This is a genomic window from Paucidesulfovibrio gracilis DSM 16080 (assembly GCF_900167125.1).
Taxonomy (GTDB): Bacteria; Desulfobacterota; Desulfovibrionia; order Desulfovibrionales; family Desulfovibrionaceae; genus Paucidesulfovibrio; species Paucidesulfovibrio gracilis.
In genome coordinates this window covers 309,406-329,771 of sequence record NZ_FUYC01000001.1, presented here as the reverse complement: position 1 = coordinate 329,771, position 20,366 = coordinate 309,406, and the positions used below count along the sequence as shown (strand labels likewise).

Below are 20,366 nucleotides of genomic sequence, written 5' to 3'. Positions count from 1 at the left end.
CATGGTGCGCTTGTCCCGATATTCACTGATTGCGGCAGCTGTGGTGTTGTTGGCCGTTTATGTACCCAAGGTCGTGACCATGGCCTTTGGCGAAAGGGAACCCAAGACGCATCTGTTCTACAGCCCGGTGAGCGAAAAATTTGTGTGGCGGGAAAAATTGCGCCATCCCGAGGGCAACGGCAAGGAAGCGTTGCACCATGCCCAATTCGTGCGCATGGATCAGGATGGAAAACGATTCACCCGCGAGGAATTTGAGCAACTCTTGCCCTTTATCTACTATAAGAACATGGACATTTGGGGATTGCTTCCGCTGCATCTCAAGGGGCAGGTGTTTGGCAAGCAGACTATCCGCCGGGAACGGCAGGTCATGGAACTCACGCCGCGCCAGGTACCTGGCAACGCGCCGGGCGAAATGATCTGGCCGCTGCTGGAATCCGTTCCAGGTCGCGCCCGATTGGTTTTTCCCGAGGACCGATTTCGGATCAATGCGCGGATGGAATTCATCAATGCGGATGATAACCGCGTGGACGAGGCGTTGAGCAGGAGATTCACCACGGCGTTGTCCGAGGCTGGGTTCACTTTTCCTGCGAAGCTGGTGGCGGGCAGACCCACTATACTCAAGCCGTTCGATGCGGGCGTGTTTCTTGTGGACGCCGAGGATGCGGTGTTTCATCTGCGCCGTGTGGAAGGCGTTCCGCATGTGGTACGCACGCCCATTGCCCCGGAACTGGGGGTCCGGGCCATCAAGGTTTCGGAAAATGCCCGGCGCGAGTATCTTGGGTTGGTGTTGACCCGTGATGATCGGCTCTGGCTGCTTGGGTACGACGATTATGCCATGATTCCCCTTCCTCTGGAGGGCTACGATCCGGAACGGATGGATTTCAAACTGCTGGTCAATCCTTTGTACCGCACGGCCGTGTATTCCGACGAAACAACCATTCAAGCCGTGGTGATGGATCGGGAGCACCAGGTGCTGGCCCGGTATCAGCATACCATGTCGCGGGCCGAACCCACGCTGGCGAATACGCTGCTCCAGAGCGCCACGCCTTTTGGTATTGCTTTTGATACGCTTGAAGATGGATTCCTCCGGTTTTCTCCTGATTGGCACTGGCAAGCCGGACTGTCGGGTACGGGCGTGGCTTTGGCTCTTTTCATGCTCAGCCTGCTGGTGCGACGCCGCCCGTTTTGTTCTGCGATTTGGGACGCTGCGGTGATCCTTGGTACCGGGATCTATGGCCTGTTGGCGGTGTTGCTGATCCCGGACGAATCCTGCTGAATCCGCGTCAGCGGATGCCGCGTGCATCCGTATTCTATTGCATCCTGGTGTCGTGAACTTTTCCAGCGCCGTTTCGCATCATGCGGGGCGGCGCTTTCCTGTTGGGCATGAAGAGCGTCCCTATGGCCCGGTTTTTCTACAAGATCAGCCGCGAAGGAGCAAAATCCGTGGTTTTACACGCGGCCAAGTCGTGATATGCAGACGGACACGCTGCATGGCAGGCTGTGGGCAGTGCTCGTCCCGCGTTGTCGGGCCGGAGCTGAACAGGCTTCCTGCAGGCGTTGGCCTGGGCGACGTTTCCGGACGCTGCTGGCCACTAAAGCGGCGGACGTTTTGATCGGCCGTTGGGAAGTCCTTTTGTCAGAATTTACGTAACCCGGTGATTCACGCCCACGAGCTGCGACATGCCCACGATACTCACCGTTGCCGAACTGACCAGAGCGGTCAAGGACGTACTGGAAACCGAGTTCCCGTTTGTCTGGGTCCGGGGGCAGGTGGGCAATGTGTCTCGTCCGGCCAGCGGCCATATCTATTTTACCCTTACCGACGGTGAAAGCGCCCTGAGCGTGGTTTGGTTCAAATCCGCGCAATGGCGGCGCGAGGAAGGCGGAGCCGTGGTCAATCCCGCCACAGGGGAGATCCTGGAACCGGACGACACGTCCGGGGAATCCGCGTCCGGGCATGTGCCGGACATCGAAGAGGGGCGGGAATTGCTCTGTGCCGGACGGTTGAACGTCTATGAACGCCGTGGCGTGTACCAGCTTGTGGCGGAACTGGTGCAACAGGAGGGCGTGGGCGACCTGCATCTGGCCTTTGAAGCGCTCAAACGCGATTTGGCCCAGCGGGGCTGGTTTGATGCGGAGCGGAAAAAACCATTGCCCTCCCATCCCTGGCGCGTGGCGCTGGTGACCTCTCCCCGGGGGGCGGCGGTACGGGATTTTTTGCGGCTGGCCGAGGAGCGGGGATGGGGGATGCAGATCCGGCTGTATCCCGCTTTGGTACAGGGGGATCGCGCTCCCAAGGCCATTGCCGAGGCTCTGGCCCGGGCGGATGACGATGCATGGGCCGAAGTCGTGGCTCTGGTGCGCGGCGGCGGCTCCCTGGAGGATTTGTGGGCGTTTAATTCCGAGGAAGTGGCCCGGGCCATGGTGCAATCGCGTATCCCCGTGGTCACGGGTGTGGGACATGAGCCTGATGTGACCATTGCGGACTATGTGGCGGACCGCCGTGCCGCCACGCCGAGTCATGCCGCGCAGTTGCTTTGGCCCCGGCGTACGAGTCTGATGCAGCAGGTGGATGACCTGCAATTGCGGCTGGAAAACGCCTTTGCCCGCAGCATGCACGTTCAGTCGGATCGGTTGCATACGTTGCGTCGCTCGTTGCACCGCGCTTCGCCCGGGGAGCGGCTGGATCGGCTTTCCCAGGGGTTTACGCAGGGGGAGCGGCGGCTGGAGCGGAATCGGGAACAATTTTTTCAGCGGCATGGCGAGCGGCTAAGTCGATTGGGTCAGCGGCTGGGGCGTGGGTTCGGAGTGGAGCGCATACGCACAGAGCACACGGAACTGCGACACGCCGTGGACCGGCTGCACCGGGCCGCCGCAGCGCATCTGGACCGGGCGGCTCACGTGCTGGAGTTGCGCCGTTCCCGTTTGAGCGGCCTGGATCCGGCCTTGCCGCTGGAGCGAGGCTATAGTCTGGTACGCCGGGTGGACACGAATACTTTTCTGCGTTCCATTGAGGACGCGGTCCCGGGCCTGGAGTTGGCGATCCAGGTTCGGGACGGCATTGTTCCTGCCAGGGTGAGCGGTCGGGCGGAGTCCTTTGTTCCGTCGTCGCCTGCCAAAGGCGGGGATCACGAAGCGTAGGCCGTTGCTGCGCGTGCGCCCTTTGCTTCGGCAGGGGCGAACTATTGCAAAGGAACCATGTGGCCGGAATCAAGCACGGATGTTTCGTGTTGCTCCGCGGCCGAGGCGGGAACACGACGCCGTTTCCCTCGGCCCTGTCTCATGAGGTGGCGGAATCCCGAGCCGTCGAATACGATAGCGTGTCGCCGTATGGTGACCACAAGGAGAAATACACAGTGCGCTTTTGGAACCTGACTTTGTTGGCCGTCATGTTGTTTTCCTCTCTGTTGCTCACTCCCGGCGCCAGCCTGGGCCAAGAGGCGGCTCCCGCATCTTCCGCGCAGGAGGCGGTTGCGGACCAATCCGAGAACCAGCAGGTTTCGGAAGGGGAAGAGATTTTTGTCTTGGCCCATCCCGCGGCTGTTTCTCTGGGCCAGCCTTTTGTGGCTCGTCTGACGTCCAGCCGTCCTCTTGAGGACGTGCGTGTATCCTGGATGGATAAGGATGTGCGTCCCTCCGTGGGGGACTGGAACGGAAAATATGTGGCCCTGGCGCTGCTGGGAACGGACGTGCTCTACAACAAACCCGGCGTTCACTATCTTCGTGTTTCGGCCCTGGTGGACGGCGAACTGCGCACCTTTAACCATCCTGTGGCCGTGCAGAAAAAACAGTATCCGGAACAGCGCCTGACCCTGGAGCAAAAAATGGTCACGGCCCCGCCCAAGCAGAGCGAGCGCGTCGCCCGGGACCGCAAGGCCGTGCGCGCGGCACTCTCCACTATTTCTCCGGAACGCAAATGGACCTTGCCCCTGCTTCGCCCGGTTTCCGGTAAGGTCACGAGTTTGTACGGCTATCGTCGCATCCTCAACGGACAGCCCAAGAATCCGCATCGCGGGCTGGATATGCGCGCCGCCGTGGGAACGCCGGTCAAAGCTTGTGAAAAAGGCGTGGTCATCCTGTCGGACGATCACTACTATGCCGGGAACAGCGTGTATGTGGACCACGGCAACGGAGTGATCTCCATGTATTTCCATCTTTCCGAACGCAAGGTCGAGGCGGGGCAGTCCGTGGAGCGCGGGGATGTCATCGGTCTTGCCGGGGCCACGGGCCGGGCCACGGGACCGCACCTGCATTTTGGCGTGGCCGTGCAGGGACGCATGGTGGATCCCCAGACCCTGGTGACGTCGGACGTGGATGACCTGCTCCGGCCGGACGTGGAGTAACCCGAGAAGCCGTCCCTGGGGGCCAAGATTTTCCGATTATCCAAAGGAATGACCTATGGGCAACCCGACATACGAAGATAAATTAGCCAGGCTCACCGCTGTGGTGGAAGAGCTGGAGTCCGGGGATGTTCCCCTGGAACGCGGCGTGGAATTGTATAAGGAAGGACTGACCCTGGCCCGGGATTGCTCCCGGCGCCTGCAGGAGGCCCAAAACGAAGTGACCCGGATGGGCCGGGATCTGGCGGCATTTGATCCCGACGAACTGGGCGGAGAGGACGAATGAGCATCAAGACGAAACTCAAGGAACGTTCTGCCAGGGTTGAAGACTACCTGCGCGATTGTCTGGAAGGCAAAGGATTTCCCAAACGGCTGCGTCAGGCCATGGAATACAGCCTGCTGGCCGGAGGAAAACGCCTGCGCCCCGTGCTGCTGCTTTCATTCAATAAACTCCTGGATGGGGATACCGACGCGGCGTTGCCTTTTGCCGCCAGTCTGGAAATGATCCATACCTATTCCTTGATTCATGACGACCTGCCGGCCATGGATGATGATGATTTGCGGCGCGGTCGGCCCTCCAATCACAAACAGTTTGACGAGGCCACAGCCATTCTCGCCGGGGATGGACTGCTCACCGAGGCGTTCGGGTTTATGCTCGATTCCGCCTTGGAGCGCGGACTGCCTGCCGGGGTGGTTATCCAGGCCATGCGCATGATGGTTCGGTCCGCGGGCTGCGCCGGCATGGTGGGGGGGCAGATGGCGGATATGGAAATGACCGGGCGCGAAGATGTGAACCTGGATCAATTGCGCGCCATGCATGCCATGAAAACCGGAGCATTGCTTACGGCGTCCTGTTCCTGCGGGGCCATCCTGGCCGGAGCAGACCTGGACGACCTTCGCCGGGCCACGGCATACGGCAAGGAAGTGGGGGTGGCCTTCCAGATCGTGGACGATATCCTCGACGTTACGGGCGATGAAGCCAGCCTGGGCAAGCCCGTGGGCAGCGATGAGGCTCAGGGAAAGGTCACGTACCCCAGTCTTGTAGGATTGGAGCAAAGCCGGACCATGGCCGAAGAGCACATCGCCGAAGCCGTTCGCCAGCTGGATGTCTATTCCGGGCCGGAGCGTGAATTTTTGGAAGGACTGGCCCGTTATATCGTGGACCGTGTGCAGTAGCCGTTATTGCTCCGGCCCGTCGGGATGACGCGGCTCTTTCCGCCGAAGTCAGTACAAATCAGGATATCGAAGGCAGCGCACAAGCCGCCGTGGGAGTTGTATGAATATACCGCAAGAACTGGAACTTCTGCCGAAGATCAAAGGACCGGCAGATGTCCGGGCCTGTTCCGTCAAGGAACTGGAAACCATGGCCGCGGAGATCCGGCAGGTGATTATTTCCCAGGTTTCCCAAACCGGGGGGCATCTGGCGCCCAACCTGGGAACCGTGGAATTGACTCTGGCGTTGTTTCGGGCCTTTGATCTGGATCAGGATAAGCTGATTTGGGATGTCGGTCACCAAGCCTACACGCACAAATTGCTCACCGGGCGTCTGAACCGGTTCGACACGTTGCGTCAATTCGGCGGGGTGAGCGGATTTCCACGCATGGCGGAAAGTCCTTATGATCATTTCGGAGTGGGCCACTCGTCCACCTCCATCTCCGCAGGGTTGGGAATTGCCACGGCGCGAGATTTGAAGGAAGAGGATTTCAACGTGGTTTCGGTCATCGGGGATGGCTCGCTTACCGGAGGGCTGGCCTTTGAGGGGTTGAACCAGGCCGGGGATCTGGAGCGCCCGTTCATTGTGGTGCTCAATGACAACGAAATGTCCATCTCCACCAACGTGGGGGCATTGTCCCGCTTCCTTTCCCGGACGGTCTCCGCGCCGATGTTCGTGCGCTGGAAGGATTTCGTGGAGCGCCGCATCAAGGATATTCCCGGCATCGGCGACGAGCTGCACCATTGGGCCAAGCGCGGCAAGGATTCATTCAAGAGTTTCTTTACGCCGGGCATGCTCTTTGAGGCCTTCCGGTTCAACTACGTCGGCCCGTTGGACGGACACGACATCGGCGCGTTGGCCGATACCTTCGAACAGGTCAAGCGCATTGATACGCCCGTGCTGGTGCATGTCATGACCAAAAAAGGCAAGGGCTATAAGCCGGCAGAGACCAATCCGACGTATTTTCACGGTGTTGGACGATTTGAGCCGGAAACGGGCCTGGCGCCCAAGCCCACGCCCGGCGGCTGGGCCTCCTATACCGAGGTCTTCGGCGCCACGCTCTGCACTTTGGCCCAGCGCGATGAAAAGATTGTGGCCATTACTGCGGCCATGCCCGAAGGAACCGGGACAGACTGTTTCCGCACACGTTTTCCCGAGCGGTTCCACGACGTGGGCATCTGTGAACAGCACGCCGTGACCTTTGCCGCGGGCCTGGCCACGCAGGGGTACAAACCCGCTGTTTCCATCTATTCCACCTTCTTGCAGCGCTCCTATGATCAGATCATTCACGATGTCTGCCTGCAAAATTTGAACGTGAACTTCTTTCTGGATCGCGGCGGGCTGGTCGGTGAGGACGGAGCCACCCACCATGGTGCCTTTGACCTGTCGTTTTTGCGGTTGATTCCCAATATGACCCTCATGGCACCCAAGGATGAAGATGAACTGGCCCGGATGATGGCCACGGCCTTTGCCGTGGACGGTCCCACGGCGGTTCGGTATCCCCGGGGAATGGGGGTGGGCGTGGCCGTGGATCCGAGGCTGCAACCCTTGCAGGTGGGAACCGGTGAACTGGAGCGTTCCGGGAGCGATGGAGCCATCATAGCCATTGGATCACGGGTGCTTCCCGCTATGGAGGCGGCTGAGGAGTTGTCCCGCGAACAAGGGCTGGAATTGGCCGTGTTTAACGCCCGTTTCGTTAAACCCTTGCCGAAAGAGCAATTGCTTGCACTGGCTGCCGAGCACAAGTGTCTCATCATCGTGGAGGAAAACGCCATCATGGGCGGTTTTTCCTCGGCAGTGCTGGAACTGTTGGCCGACAATGGTGCCATGGATGGACTGCGGGTTCATCGTATGGGGCTGCCGGATGCATTTGTGGAGCATGGAACGCAAAAAGAATTGCGAACCCTCCTGGGGATCGACAAACAGGGCATCAAGCAACGGGTGCTGGACGTCATGCGATGAAGCGGGGCTGGGGGTTCCCGGCAGTGCTGTGCTGTCTCTTATGGACGCTGGGCGGTTGCGCTCCGCTTGTTGGGGATCCTTCCGGCCCGGATCAGGCGTGTGTTTTCCAAACGTGGGAAGGGACGGCGGAAATTTTGCGCGTCACCCAAGGCGTTGAGGATAGTGCGGTCGTGCTCGGCGGGAACGCGCATGGTCCCAGATATTTGGTGGAATTTCGGATTTTGCCCGAGACTTCTCCGTCGGGAAGTGTGGTGCGCCGCCGCACCACGCCGTTTTTTCTTTCCATGGGCGCGGGCGGCCTGCCGGACCAGTCCTTTCTGGACCGCAAGGGCATTGTCCTGGGTGCCCGGCTCCCGGTGCATGTGACCGAAGGTTTTTCCGACCAACCCAAGGCCCGCTGCGGCGGAATCCGCATCCAGTTTCCAGATCGTTCCGCACAACGTCCCACATTTTGATGGCCAGCGACCCAAAGAAAATGGCTTGCAGCATTTTTGCCGCAAGCCATTTTCTTTTCTGGAGCCAGGAAGGCGACTTGAACGCCCGACCTACTGATTACGAATAAGATGCCACTTGCTTTTCTGGGTGGCGCTAATCCTCGTTTTACGCCGGAATAGCTGGGCTTCTGCGATGAAGACATTCCAAAAAGCTTGATAGAATGCCTGAGAAGTGAGAGAATCAGGCTAGAAAAAAGCTAGAAGGAATTCGATCCATGGCAAACAAGGTCAAGGTCAACAAGTACACCGGAGTCTACTACCACCCCTCCACAACCCGCAAGCACAAGGGTAGGGCCGACCGCTGTTTCTACTTCACGTACACGGAGTTCATCGGCGACGACAAAAAACTGCGTTGGAAGAAGGTCGGATGGGCGTCGGAGGGCTACACAGCCCAGTTCGCTTCCGAGGAGCGGGGGCGCTACATCCAGCGGATGCGCCACGGTGAACTATCTCCCGATGGGAGGAGGTCGGAGGTGACCTTCGGGGAAGCCTTCGAGGTTTTCTACAGGGACCATGCAATCACCAACAAGAAGACGCATGCCGACGATCTCTCCTGCTACCGGACACACCTTGAAGCCCGATTCGGACATCGCAAGCTGTCCAGTATCACCAAGTACGACCTTGAGCAGATCAAGACGGAGTTGCTGCCTCCCATGGATTCGAAGGAGCGTGAGAGGATCGTCAAAGCCAACGACGGCAAAGAGCCATGGCTCAAGGAGGCCTCTGTCAGGCGCATCCTGATGCTGGTGAGCGTGGTCTTCAACAAGATGATCAAGTGGCCTGAGAAGTCCGGCTACAAGGGGACAAATCCCGTGACTCGGGTGGACATGCCCAAGCCGAGTAGGAAGCGTGAGCGGTTCTTGACCCATGTTGAAGCCGAGACCTTGCTGCTGGCCCTCAAGGAGGCCAGCCTCCAGACCTACCGGATCGCCCTGCTGTCGTTGGAGACAGGCATGAGGATGGGAGAGGTCTTCAACATGCGATGGCGGGATGTGGACCTCGACAACAGCGTCATCAACATCCCAGATGCCAAAGGTGGGACGGATCAGAAGGTGTTCCTGCCGGAGCGGGCAAGGAAAGAGCTACGGCGTATAGGGGTGGGGAAGCCGCAATCCTTCGTGTTCCTCAATGAGAAGGGGGAGAAGGTCAAGGAGGTGTCGAACACCTTCCAGCGGACTGTGGATAGCCAAGGCCTCAATGAAGGAGCCGCGGACACTGTCGAGCGCGTGACGCCGCATACCTTGCGGCACACATACGCAAGTTGGTTGGCACAGTCAGGTAAGGTGGATATTTACGCGCTTCAGAGCATCATGCGGCACAAGAGTTTCACCACCACTCAACGCTATATCCATCTGATCCCGACTCACAGCGGACATGTCGCTGCAACCGTCATCAGTGAGCTTTTTCCTGACAAGCAGATTGAGAGCTTGGAAGATGTGATGAAGCTGACGCCAGCAGAAATGAATCAGATGCTGGACGAGCAGGAGGAATACTACGGGAGAATCTACGCAGATGACCCTGAGGATTCATAATTGGGTTCTAGATTTTTTCTTGACTGCTTGAGGTTGTTGGGTGCTACATGCATAATATCGATATTGAGAGGACGAAATGACTAGTTGCCATGAGACTGTAGATTCCAATGAGAAAAAACTGCAAGCCGTAGATTTGTTCTGTGGGTGCGGTGGGATGTCTCTTGGTCTGCGTCAGGCTGGGTTTCAAGTGATGGCCGGAATTGACATTGAACCGTTGGCGATTGAGGCCTATCGAGCAAACCATCCAGATACAAAAGCTATTCAGGCTGACATATGCGAAGTTGATCCTCATTTGTTGATGGCCGATCTGGGGATGATGAAGGGGGATTTGCCCCTACTCGTAGGATGTCCGCCGTGTCAGGGATTCTCGACAATGCGAACCCTCAATGGAGCAAGGACTGTTGAGGATTATGGCAACGATTTACTCTTCGAGTTTTTGCGTTTCGCAGAAGTGATGCAGCCTCAGGCTATCATGCTAGAAAACGTCCCCGGTCTTGCTGAAGATGCCCGATTCAAATTGTTTTATGAGAAGCTGGGTAAGCTTGGGTACATGGGGAAATATGATGTGCTCAACACCGTTGACTACAGAGTGCCTCAACGCCGCAGACGTTTGATATATCTTGGCGCACTCGGCAAAGAAATCCCGTTTGCAGCGAGGAATGAAGAAGAAATTACAGTCCGACAAGCAATCGGCCATCTGCCTCCTGCAGGGGCTAGCGGAGATGCTATTCACGATATCCCAGAGAGGCGGACTCAGAGAATACGAGAACTTATCAGATTGATCCCCAGAGATGGAGGCAGCCGGACCGACCTTCCAGAGGAGTACGTTCTTGAATGCCACAAAAAATGTTCAGGATTCAAAGACGTATACGGGAGAATGGCATGGGACTCCCCCTCGCCTACCATTACGAGCGGTTGCTTCAATCCTTCAAAGGGACGTTTTTTACATCCTGTAGAGGACCGAGCAATCACCTTGCGCGAAGCCGCGCTTTTGCAAGGATTCCCAGAGGACTACTGCTTTCCGAATACCAATAGTAAGTCCGACATCGCTCTGATGATCGGTAATGCCCTTCCTCCGCCATTTATTGCTGCACATGCGCGTTCAATTAGGAATATCTTATAGCCATGACCAGCTGAGGTGACCATGAACATTGATGAAGTGCTGGATGAAAAACTAACACCGGATCAAAAAGCAGCTGCAATCGACACTGCGAATGAAATCCTCTGTCTCGCTTGTGCTGGCTCAGGGAAGTCGCGGACAACAGCATACAGGATCGCATGGCTTGTCGCCAACGGGGAAGCTCCCGACAGCATTGTTGCCTTCACGTTCACGGAGAAAGCCGCAGATTCAATCAAGCGGAGAGTGGCGGAAGCGTTGCAGTCTGTTGGGATCAGCACCGATATCATGGGGGCGATGTATATCGGCACGATTCATGGTTACTGCCAGCACCTGTTGGGGCAGATCGATGCCATTTATCGTCAATTTGATGTTCTGGATGAGAATCGGCTGGTGCTGTACCTTGTCTCCCGGTATCCAAGTCTTGGAGTAGCCGGGTTGCGGGCGCGGGCAAGGGGAAACAGTTATTTTGCCGCGATCAAGGAGACTGCCGGGGCATGGAAGACGATCAACGATGAAATGCTCGAGGTTGAGGATGTCCAGCAATATGATCCTGAACTCTACAACGTGATAGCAGCCCTTCGTGATGGGCTTGTAATGTCGCAATATATAGATTTTTCTCTTATGATACGCCTTGTGGCAGATGCTATGATCGCTCAGCATCCGGGGGCAGAAGAAGCAACCGCAAATCTCAGGCATCTGCTTGTTGATGAATATCAGGACGTATCGCCAGCTCAAGAGGCTCTTATACAGGAATTGCACAGCCGTTCCGAGTCGTTGTTTGTCGTTGGTGACGATGACCAAGCTATCTATGCGTGGCGAGGAGCGGATGTAAGCAATATCCTCAATTTCACATCACGATTCCCTCAAGCTTCTCAGCACGAGCTTGCTATCAATTTCAGGAGTACAGACGCAATCGTTGACACGGCCAACAGGTTCGCCGCAGATGAGCTTGGTGCAAGCCGCATTGAAAAAACGCCAGCGGCATACCAGAATATCACCCCACGCGATTTTGGAATCCACTGGTTTGATCGGCGAGAAGATGAGGGGAAATGGGTTGCTCAGCGGATAGCAGAACTTATAGGGACGGCATATGTCGAATCCGACGGAGAGGTGCGGGGGCTGACTCCCGGGGATTTTGCAATCCTGATGAGGTCAACCCGAGTAGCAGAAATGGATGGTTCCCCGAGGCATGCCGCTTTTACAAACGCACTGGTACAGCGAGACATCAAATACAGTCTGGAATCTGGCGGTGGACCATTTGAGAGACCTCAAGTCTCAGCTTTGAGGGATTCGTTTAACTTGCTCCGCCAGCGCTCGCCAAGTCGAGGAGAAGTACAAGCCCTGTTCAATGATGTTGTCATTCCTGCTTACCCTCAGGCAGATTTCAACGCCCTCGCACGACTTATGACCCATTGGGGAAGGTTGATCCACACGCCCAGAGCTGGAGCGAGGCGGAGGGTTTATCCACAGCAGCTAGTTCATGACCTTCTTGAGGCATTCAATTTGGCGGCATCTGATTTTTCGGATGAAGTCATGAGGGATATCGGCTTGTTCAGTCGGATGCTGCAAGATGTCGAATCCGTCTATATGAGTGTCGATTCAGTTGGTAGGTTCAGGGAGATATTGAACTTTCTCGAGAATGTCGCTGATTCTGGCTATGACGTTTCGACAGACGATGTCGTCCAAAGGCCAGACGCCGTTTTCGTGTCGACAGTGCATAAGGCGAAAGGACTAGAGTTCCCTGTGGTCTTTGTCGTCGATGCAGTAAACGCTCGGTTCCCTAAAAACAAATCGAAGTATAGCGGGTTTCTCCCTGATGAGATGATACGCCCTGCAATTGATCGTGGAGCATATCATTCGACGCGAGATGAGGAGGCAAGGCTTTACTATACTGCCATTACGAGAGCTGAGAGATTCCTGTACATTTCCGGTGCTGGACTTCAACCCGGTGGGAAAAGACCGAAGAAGACCTCAGCATTTACCCTCAGGCTTCAACACGACGAGATTAGGGATGATTCTGCCACTCTCCCTGCTGGTCTCACCCAAGCTCCGCAACGGCAGCGGGTGGATGAGGTTGTGTTGCCGACGAGTTTTTCAGATATCAAGTACTATCTGCGGTGTCCGATGGACTATCGATTCCGCAAGGGATTCGGATTCAGCCCCCCAATTCCTGAAATGTTCGGGTTCGGGCAAACCGTACATACGGCTGTTGGTAAATTGCATGAAGAATTCAGTGCAGCCCAACCGACACAAGACGAAGCTGCAGCAGTCGCAGAGCAGGTTTTTCACCTCAAACATGTTCCACCTTCGAACGATCCTCAGGGGAATCCTGGCCCCTACGAAAGAGCCAAAGAGAAAGCTGTTGATATCGTCAAGATATATGCGGAGACGTATGGAGATGAGTTTGTTCGCAACAGGCAGATAGAAGCACGTTTCGAGATACCAGCGCAAGATTCAGTTATTTCTGGCGCGATCGACCTCCTTCTGAAGCAGGGGGCTGACGGGGAGATTGTTGAGGCCGAGGTTGTGGATTTCAAGGCCATTGAGGGTGGAGTCCCACCTGAAGAGAATCCGAAGCTCAACTGGGACGACTTGTCCCTACAGGTTCAGTTGTATGCCAAGGCAGCACGAGAGGTTCTCGGAGAGAATGCCCAGACTGGCTCAGTACATCTCCTGAAAGACAATCAACGAGTGAATGTCCCCGTGGATCAGCCTGCACTTGATGCAGCCGTGGCGAATGTCGAGTGGGCTGTGCAAGGGATTTTGAGTAATGATTTTCCCAGCCGGCCAGCAGGTGAGAAATGCCGTGATTGTGACTGGGGGCGTCTGTGTCCGAAGGAGCAACAGCGGTTCTCCTTTACAGGGCAATACCCGCCGGAACTGTCAACTCCGCAGGGGATGAATAGGGTGGCAGCTTGTTGCGATCCCGATGATGAAGATTAGCTGCTGTGCGCTTAATGTGGCTGAGAAGCGTTGGGAGAGGTTCAGAGGTCGTCTGAGAATTGTCGTTTGGGTACAACCTCAGGCGTAACTGTAACAGAATTGAGGGGCATGCTATGAGTGACCATTTTCAATTCCTTCGAGGCAGTTGGCTCGAAGATGCAGAACAGGTTGTTTCGAGCGACGATGGTGTAGAGCATTCAGGTGAGTACACATTTACTGTAAGAGTCACAGTGACTCCTGAGACATCATCAGCAGGGAAAATATATTTCTCTCAAGGAGAGCGGAATACACGCCATTATTATTCGGCAGAGAATTTGATTGACCAGTTGATAGACGGCCTAAATGAAGCTGGACTCGATGAGGGCGAAATCGAGGAATTCATAGACGAATTGTTATAAAAACTATTCTTGTACCTATGCCCTGACGCACTGGCCTCAGGGCATTTTTTTGAATTGGACATTCAAGTATACCCACTGGTCTAGTGGACAAGGTGTGGACTACAGGGTTGACAAAGTAGATTTTGTCCACATATGATGGGCGCATCTAAGAGTTCAATGTCCACACAAGGAGTCCGCATGTCACAGGTTCACGCATACTGCCGAGTCAGCACTACAGACCAAGATGCCACCATGCAGGTCGAGGACATCCGCAAGAAGTTCCCCAACGCCGTCATTCACGAGGAGAAGGCCAGTGCGTCCAGCAGGGACGGTAGACCCAAGCTCGAACTGCTGCTTTCTGTATTGCGCGAAGGCGACAAGCTAGTGGTCTGGAAGCTGGATCGCCTTGCCCGGAACACACTCGAACTACTCCAGATCAAGGACGAGATCGCAGAGAAAGGTGCGGGGCTCGTGGTCCTCGACATGGACATCGACACCAGCACGGCAAGCGGAAAGTGCTTCCTGCAGATGCTGGCGGTTTTCGCGGAATTTGAGACCAACCTCCGCAAGGAGCGACAGATGGCAGGCATCCAACAGGCCAAGGCCGAGGGCAAGTACAAAGGGCGTCCTGTCTCTCTCGATAAAGATGCCATCGGTGAGATGCTGGCGGACGGGGCAACCCATTCGGCCATCGCCAAAAAGCTCGGTATCAGCACCAAGAGCGTTCAGCGTGTACGCCGCGAGATCGAGGATCGTACCAAGATCGACGGACGCGGTACCAGCACTGCCGAGGCCCGACAGCTTGAACGGAAGCCGTTGGATCACTGATCAGGCGACTCCCCCTCTTCATAGTCCCGCATATTGACCTTGTTCCCGACCTGCATAAAAAAATTCGAGGTTACACTTTTGCCGTGACTGCCGTTTGACGTGGACAATACGTAGATGGTATCCCCTCCCGGCAGTTGTTGAAATTATTGAATATTTCTGAGAGGAAGAAATGGCTGATCTCGACATCAGAATCCCGGACCCGGACGACTCCTACACGATCAGAATCGCACCGGGATACATATCCATCACGGACCACAACAAGCCCAAGGTGGACACCCCCAAAAAGGTAGCTCCCAAAACCAAGAAGATTCCAGCCCCACCATCCCGGAGCACGTTCACCGAGAAAAGCAGACGCTCATTCAAGAAGGCATTGAATGAGATTAAGCTTACCAAGTTGCCCACGCATTATATTGTCCTGACTGTGCCGAATGCTTCACAGGCTCCCAAGGACTGGAAGCGTGGGGTTGGCAATCTTCGTAGGCGAATGATTGAGAACTTCCCTCGATGTTGGTTCTTCTGGCGGCTCATGCCCGAAAAGCAGCGAGGGCTACCGATCCTCCACCTTCTTGGAAGCCTGAATGATCCGGTGGGATGCGACGAGCTACAGGAATTGCTCACGAAGTGGTGGAGTAAGATCAACGACATTCATTGGACTGTTCAACCTCGTGTCGTACGAGTGCAAGAAGTGACCGGCCCCCACGACAGGCTCTTCAAAAAGATGAGTTGTGCGGAAATGACGACCCAGCACAATGAGTTCTATGAGGCATGGGGGAAGCTCGGCAAGCGGTGGGACAGATGGAACGGGAAGAATATCCCGTATGACGTGGTAGAGAAGTTCACCGTCAAGCATGCCTGCCACCACGAGATAAAGCGTGTGCTGATGGATTCCGTGGAGCAAGACATCAATGAGATTGAGGGACGGCTTCGCGATGATACGGATTATGACAAACGCCAAATGCTCGCCAACAGTCTCAATGGAAAGCGACAATTCCTGAACAAACTTGCGGCGATGGATGACGACATCACCTTTCTGGACAGGGAGCACATGGACTTGGTCTGGGAAACCATTCGGGAATTCAGCGAGTAGTCGAATTCTGACTCATCAAATTGGCCGAAATCGCACTCTCATGCAATCTACACCACAAAAGTTGCGGAGAATTCTGAGGAATCCGCACATGGCGACGGGCCTTGAGATGCGTATGCAGGGGTATGGCCTACGAAGTTGAGACTTTTTCCGTGCGTTTTCCGGCCATCAGCATTTTTCTCAGATATGCGCTTGAGCCGTGGCTTTCCTCGGTATCGGCAACGATGTTGTTGAGCCTGATGATAGAGACACATCAGCGACCAGCGTTTTTCTGGGATGAATGCACGGGCCGTGGGTTCCGCAGTGACACGGAGAGGCCGTATCTGGGGGGTGGCTAGTCTGCACTGAGTCTGCATTGGGGTTAGCTATAGGCTAGAAAAAAGGAAGGGTTTGCAAGATGGATACCTCGCAAACCCTTGATTTCGTTGGAGCCAGGAATCGGAGTTGAACCGACGACCTACTGATTACGAATCAGTTGCTCTACCAACTGAGCTATCCTGGCGATTGGTGGAAAGCCTTGTATACCAAGGGGAGTGGGCAGGTCAAGACCAAAATGGGAGTCCTTGGCAGGAAAGAGGTTATGGAGCGAGTGGGGCCGGGCGCAGTTGGTGCAATGCTTCGGCCTCGGCTTCCAGTTGCCGGATCAGAAGTTCAGCACGGGATTCATCACCGGCTGCCGCGGCGGTTTCCAGTTCTCTGGCCCAGTTTTGAAACTGCTCGGCACCGATGCTCCCGGCGCTGCTTTTCATGGTGTGGGCATGACGCCGCAAGGCATCCATGTCACCGGTGGACAGAGCCTGTCTGGTCCCTTGCAGGCGTTTTTCCGCCTCTTTTAGCGCGGAATCAAAGATCGAGATATACGTGTTTTGATCAATGCCCAGGTGAACCATGGCCGTGGCGCTGTCCAGCCGGGCTGGAGTGACCGGGGTTGACGAGGCCTCGGCATCCGGTTTCCCCGACGTTGGAACGTGGTCTGCGGAGGGCAAGGGGGGCGTGGCTTCCGGGATCATGGTCGCAGACAGAGAACCGGCTGTGCGCGTGGGGCGGAAGCGTTTCATGATTTCGGTCAGGTCCGTAAGACGCACTGGTTTAGGTAAAAAATCGTCCATGCCTGCCTGGAAACAGGCGCGTTTGATCTCGTCCGTGGTATGCGCGGTCAGGGCAATGATGGGAACATCCCGGGGCGTCTCACCGGGGACGCCTTGCCTGATTCGTCGTGTAGCCTCCAGGCCGTCCATACCCGGCATCTCCACATCCATGAGAACGATATCAAAGGATTGCCGTGCAAGCGTGTCCAGGGCAGCCTGCCCGTTGTCCACGACAACAGGGCTGCATCCCATTTTTTCCAACAACAAGGAAACGACCTTGACGTTCACAGGGTTGTCCTCCGCCACCAGCACGGCAAATCCGTCCTTGCTTTTGTCTGATTGGGGCAAGAGGGGTGATGTCGGGTGTTGTGGGACCATTGTGCGGGCCGGATCTCCCCGCTCAAGTTTGACTGTGAAGTAAAATTCACTTCCCTGCCCCGGGGTGCTACTGACCCAGATGCTCCCCTGCATAAGCTCCACAAGTCGCCGGGAGATGGAAAGCCCTAATCCGGTGCCGCGTCTGGCGGGATCCCCCGTGTGTGCTCCGCGCTGAAAGCTATCAAAGATGATCTGTTGCGCATCGGGCGGGATGCCTGGGCCAGTATCCTGAACAGAGAAGAGGACGGTTTGCGTCTCTGGTTCCGTTGCTTCCTGGATGTGTGTAGGGCCGGGACCGGCCTGAACCCGTACCACACCTTGGCCGGTGAACTTTAGGGCGTTCCCGGCGAGATTGAAGAGCACCTGCCGGAGGCGGCCCGGGTCGCCGCGTACAAACTGCGGGGTGTCCGGGTCGATTTCCAGTTCAAGGCGCAGCTGTTTTGTTTCGGCCTGGAGGCGCAGCGTGCTGATTACGGAACGCAGCAGGCCGTGTAAGTTAAAATCGGAAATGTCGAGCTGTAGTCGGTTGGCTTCCACAAGGGAAAAGTCCAGAATATCGTCGATGACGTTGAGCAGGTGCTCCGAGGAATCCAATACTGTGCCGAGAGCGTCGCGCTGTCCATGGCTGAGCTGGCCCTGAAGGACGATTTCGGTTAGCCCGGTGATGGCGTTGAGCGGCGTACGGATTTCATGGCTCATGGAGGCCAGGAATTCATCTTTGGCTCGGTTGGCTTGTTCCGCTTCGTTTTTGGCGTGTTCCAGATCCGCCGTGCGGTCGCGTACCTGTTGCTCCAGACCTTGCTGGTAGTGCCGCAGTTGTTGATCGGTTTTTTGTAGTTCCAATGCTGTACGGTTGACAGCGTTGCCCAGCTCCGCAATCTCGTCCCTGCCACGCACTGGAATGCGGGCCTTGAAATCCCCATTGCCCAGGCGTTGGAGCACTTCCGTGAATATCTCCAGCCAGCGTTGGAGCAAGCGGCTGAAAAAGAAGCTCAGGACGCCCACCGCGATCAGCGACAAGGCTCCGGCAAGCAGCAGACTGCGTTGCATGCCGAACAACCCTGCATAGGCCCGTTCTCGTGGCTGCAAGAGCAGAACGCGCCAGCCCGTGGGGATGTCGTCGCGCTGGTTGCTGTCCACAATGGCGAATGCGCCCACCTGCGGTACGCCCATGAACTCCGAGTGGACCATGCCGCGCGGCGCGGAGTGCAGCTGCTCCCGGAGCGATCGGTTTTGCATGCTAAGCAGGTTTTGCGATGGATCGCTTGAAGCCACGACAATACCTTGGTCGTTGACGATCATGGCGCGACCCCCCGGACCGAGATCCACCCCTGTGACCACGTCCCAGACAGCCTCCATGTCCAGATGCGCTACGACCACGCCGGAAACAAAATGTTGGTCCGGATCAATAAGCGGAGCCGAAGCCGTCATGACCACGTCGAAAGGATAGAGCTGGGCATGGGCGCCGTAAAAGCCGCTTCGGCCCTTAAGGGCACGTTGGAACCAGATGGTTTCGGCCCAGTCTCCGCGAAAGGTATGTGCCAGGGTGACACGCATCCGACCACGCGTATCAAGCACTGTGATGTTTTTTATGTGCGGATGGTAGTGCAGGGCGTTGTAAAGTTCCCGTTGCAGGATTTTGGGATCCGTTGAGGGGCGGCCGAGTTCTTCTTGCCTGGCAAGCAATTGCAGGCTGCGCATGCCTTCGTTCACGACCCGCTGAATATCCTTGCTTACCTGGAGGCTTAGGGCCGACAGAGAACGGTTCGCGCTTTCCCGTACGGCATCGTCCAGGTGCAGCAACACATGCACCCACATGGTCAAGAGGGGGACAAGTCCCATCATGAGCAAAATAAGACCGGCTTTGAGGTGCAGGCGCATGGTCAGTCCGAGGAACGAAGTTGCGCCCAGATGCTCAGCCGTTGGTGCATGGCCTCGGCCTTGATGGGCTGAAAGGATTCACAACGCTGCATAACGCTGCGGGGGGGGAACAAAATCGGGGAGTTCTGCAATTCCAGAGGCATGAGTTCAATAGCTGCGGTGTTCACGGGCTGGTATCCGAGGTACGCGGCGTTTCGGGCCATGACTTCCGGCTCGTGCAAAAAATTGATGAAGCGCATGGCGGCTTCGGCATGAGCCGCCCGCAGGGGCACCACAAGACAGTCCACCCAAACCGAAGTCCCTTCGCGGGGAATGAAGAAACGAAGGTCAGGGTTATCCTGCATGGCGACAACGGCGTCGCCATTATACATCTGTGCGGCGTAAAGTCGCCCTTCGACCATTTGGTCCATGAGGGTCACCGTGTCGAAATATCCTGTGAGCAGGGACCGCTGGGCCATGAGTTTCTCACGTACATGCTCAAGCTCGCGTGGAGATTCTGTGTTGATGCTATACCCCAGCACGTTGCAGCCCGCGTCAAGTACGTCCAGGCTGTTGTCGAGCATGGCCATCCGTCCACTGTATTGATGGTCCCAGAGCACCTGCCAGCTGTCGGCGCTGTCCGGCACGTGGTTGCGATTGACCAGCACGCCCACGGTTCCCATCAGGTAGGGAACCGTGACGAGCACATCACCGGGCAAGCGGTAGTAAAAGGGGTGCGGCGCCACAAAACGAAGATTGGGAATGCGTTCCCGATTGAGCGGATGCAGCAGGCGGCCGCGGTATAATTCCTCAACGATATTGTCGCTGACCACCACGAGGTCCGCGTTCGTGAGGCCGGATTGCAGGGCAGCGAGGATGTCATCTTCATCAAGGTACGAATGCAGGATGACCTTGATTCCTTCGCGCTCTTCAAATTCCTGGAGTAATTCGGGAAGAACGTACTCTTCCCAGTTGTAGAAATGCAGGACGTTGCTTTCTTCCTGGGGGAGTTTTTCAGAGTTGGACTCCCCCTCCGAACAGCCCGCAAGGGTCAGGAGCAGCAATACAAGCATCCGAAAAAGAAGTCGGAAACTAGGCACGTATCCCCCTTTTCCCCATTGTAAGCGTGAACGTAGTTTCAATAATT

General features: G+C 56.3%; 15 protein-coding genes and 1 tRNA gene. 13 read left to right on the top strand and 3 right to left on the bottom strand.

The genetic code is table 11. From position 1 onward, the window contains the following. The first annotated feature begins 1 nt into the window (after window position 1). The 13 genes from B5D49_RS01490 (at window position 2) to B5D49_RS01430 (ending at window position 15,896) form a co-directional block, all read left to right on the top strand. On the top strand, window positions 2–1,276 hold the full coding sequence (locus B5D49_RS01490; protein WP_078715870.1) for a DUF4857 domain-containing protein: 1,275 nt from the start codon (window positions 2–4) through the stop codon (window positions 1,274–1,276). A gap of 404 nt (window positions 1,277–1,680) precedes the next feature. After that, complete coding sequence (xseA, locus tag B5D49_RS01485; protein ID WP_078715869.1) at window positions 1,681–3,141, top strand: exodeoxyribonuclease VII large subunit; 1,461 nt, start codon at window positions 1,681–1,683, stop codon at window positions 3,139–3,141. Between the two features lie 215 nt (window positions 3,142–3,356). Further along, a complete protein-coding gene (locus B5D49_RS01480; RefSeq protein WP_144019043.1) occupies window positions 3,357–4,343 on the top strand; it encodes a M23 family metallopeptidase in 987 nt (328 codons plus the stop codon). 55 nt (window positions 4,344–4,398) lie between these two features. Then, window positions 4,399–4,626, top strand: a complete 228-nt coding sequence (xseB, locus tag B5D49_RS01475) for an exodeoxyribonuclease VII small subunit (protein WP_078715867.1) — start codon at window positions 4,399–4,401, stop codon at window positions 4,624–4,626. Continuing rightward, window positions 4,623–5,516, top strand: a complete 894-nt coding sequence (locus B5D49_RS01470) for a polyprenyl synthetase family protein (RefSeq protein ID WP_078715866.1) — start codon at window positions 4,623–4,625, stop codon at window positions 5,514–5,516. Before xseB ends, B5D49_RS01470 begins: the two co-directional genes overlap by 4 nt. A 100-nt stretch (window positions 5,517–5,616) precedes the next feature. After that, entirely contained in the window at window positions 5,617–7,515 is a 1,899-nt protein-coding gene (gene dxs / locus B5D49_RS01465; RefSeq protein ID WP_078715865.1) for a 1-deoxy-D-xylulose-5-phosphate synthase, read from the top strand. A 134-nt stretch (window positions 7,516–7,649) separates the two neighbouring features. Further along, complete coding sequence (locus tag B5D49_RS01460) at window positions 7,650–7,970, top strand: hypothetical protein (RefSeq protein WP_144019042.1); 321 nt, start codon at window positions 7,650–7,652, stop codon at window positions 7,968–7,970. 254 nt (window positions 7,971–8,224) lie between these two features. Continuing rightward, window positions 8,225–9,541, top strand: a complete 1,317-nt coding sequence (locus tag B5D49_RS01455; RefSeq protein WP_078715863.1) for a tyrosine-type recombinase/integrase — start codon at window positions 8,225–8,227, stop codon at window positions 9,539–9,541. A 76-nt stretch (window positions 9,542–9,617) separates the two neighbouring features. Continuing rightward, window positions 9,618–10,664 carry a DNA cytosine methyltransferase gene (locus tag B5D49_RS01450; protein WP_078715862.1) on the top strand — a complete coding sequence of 349 codons (1,047 nt, stop codon included), beginning with the start codon at window positions 9,618–9,620 and terminating at the stop codon, window positions 10,662–10,664. A gap of 21 nt (window positions 10,665–10,685) precedes the next feature. Then, window positions 10,686–13,604, top strand: coding sequence for an ATP-dependent helicase (locus B5D49_RS01445; protein WP_078715861.1), 2,919 nt, complete (start codon window positions 10,686–10,688; stop codon window positions 13,602–13,604). A gap of 113 nt (window positions 13,605–13,717) precedes the next feature. Next, window positions 13,718–14,002: a hypothetical protein gene (locus tag B5D49_RS01440; protein ID WP_078715860.1), complete on the top strand. Its 285-nt coding sequence runs from the start codon at window positions 13,718–13,720 to the stop codon at window positions 14,000–14,002. Between the two features lie 177 nt (window positions 14,003–14,179). Next, entirely contained in the window at window positions 14,180–14,809 is a 630-nt protein-coding gene (locus B5D49_RS01435) for a recombinase family protein (protein WP_078715859.1), read from the top strand. A 169-nt stretch (window positions 14,810–14,978) separates the two neighbouring features. Beyond that, a complete protein-coding gene (locus tag B5D49_RS01430; RefSeq protein ID WP_078715858.1) occupies window positions 14,979–15,896 on the top strand; it encodes a hypothetical protein in 918 nt (305 codons plus the stop codon). Between the two features lie 423 nt (window positions 15,897–16,319). Here the strand turns inward: B5D49_RS01430 and B5D49_RS01425 are convergent. From B5D49_RS01425 to B5D49_RS01415, 3 genes are all read right to left on the bottom strand, one after another. Next, window positions 16,320–16,395: transfer RNA gene (locus tag B5D49_RS01425), tRNA-Thr, on the bottom strand. A gap of 76 nt (window positions 16,396–16,471) precedes the next feature. Then, window positions 16,472–19,240: a hybrid sensor histidine kinase/response regulator gene (locus B5D49_RS01420; RefSeq protein WP_078715857.1), complete on the bottom strand. Its 2,769-nt coding sequence runs from the start codon at window positions 19,238–19,240 to the stop codon at window positions 16,472–16,474. Between the two features lie 2 nt (window positions 19,241–19,242). Then, entirely contained in the window at window positions 19,243–20,319 is a 1,077-nt protein-coding gene (locus B5D49_RS01415; protein ID WP_144019041.1) for a polyamine ABC transporter substrate-binding protein, read from the bottom strand. Window positions 20,320–20,366 lie beyond the last annotated feature (47 nt).

Excerpts from the sequence above, each read along its gene's own strand:
- B5D49_RS01420 (WP_078715857.1), bottom strand. The coding sequence starts at position 19,240 with ATGCGCCTGCACCTCAAAGCCGGTCTTATTTTGCTCATGATGGGACTT.
- xseA (WP_078715869.1), top strand. The coding sequence starts at position 1,681 with ATGCCCACGATACTCACCGTTGCCGAACTGACCAGAGCGGTCAAGGAC.
- B5D49_RS01455 (WP_078715863.1), top strand. The coding sequence starts at position 8,225 with ATGGCAAACAAGGTCAAGGTCAACAAGTACACCGGAGTCTACTACCAC.
- B5D49_RS01435 (WP_078715859.1), top strand. The coding sequence starts at position 14,180 with ATGTCACAGGTTCACGCATACTGCCGAGTCAGCACTACAGACCAAGAT.
- dxs (WP_078715865.1), top strand. The coding sequence starts at position 5,617 with ATGAATATACCGCAAGAACTGGAACTTCTGCCGAAGATCAAAGGACCG.
- B5D49_RS01430 (WP_078715858.1), top strand. The coding sequence starts at position 14,979 with ATGGCTGATCTCGACATCAGAATCCCGGACCCGGACGACTCCTACACG.
- B5D49_RS01490 (WP_078715870.1), top strand. The coding sequence starts at position 2 with ATGGTGCGCTTGTCCCGATATTCACTGATTGCGGCAGCTGTGGTGTTG.
- B5D49_RS01450 (WP_078715862.1), top strand. The coding sequence starts at position 9,618 with ATGACTAGTTGCCATGAGACTGTAGATTCCAATGAGAAAAAACTGCAA.
- B5D49_RS01440 (WP_078715860.1), top strand. The coding sequence starts at position 13,718 with ATGAGTGACCATTTTCAATTCCTTCGAGGCAGTTGGCTCGAAGATGCA.
- xseB (WP_078715867.1), top strand. The coding sequence starts at position 4,399 with ATGGGCAACCCGACATACGAAGATAAATTAGCCAGGCTCACCGCTGTG.
- B5D49_RS01470 (WP_078715866.1), top strand. The coding sequence starts at position 4,623 with ATGAGCATCAAGACGAAACTCAAGGAACGTTCTGCCAGGGTTGAAGAC.
- B5D49_RS01445 (WP_078715861.1), top strand. The coding sequence starts at position 10,686 with ATGAACATTGATGAAGTGCTGGATGAAAAACTAACACCGGATCAAAAA.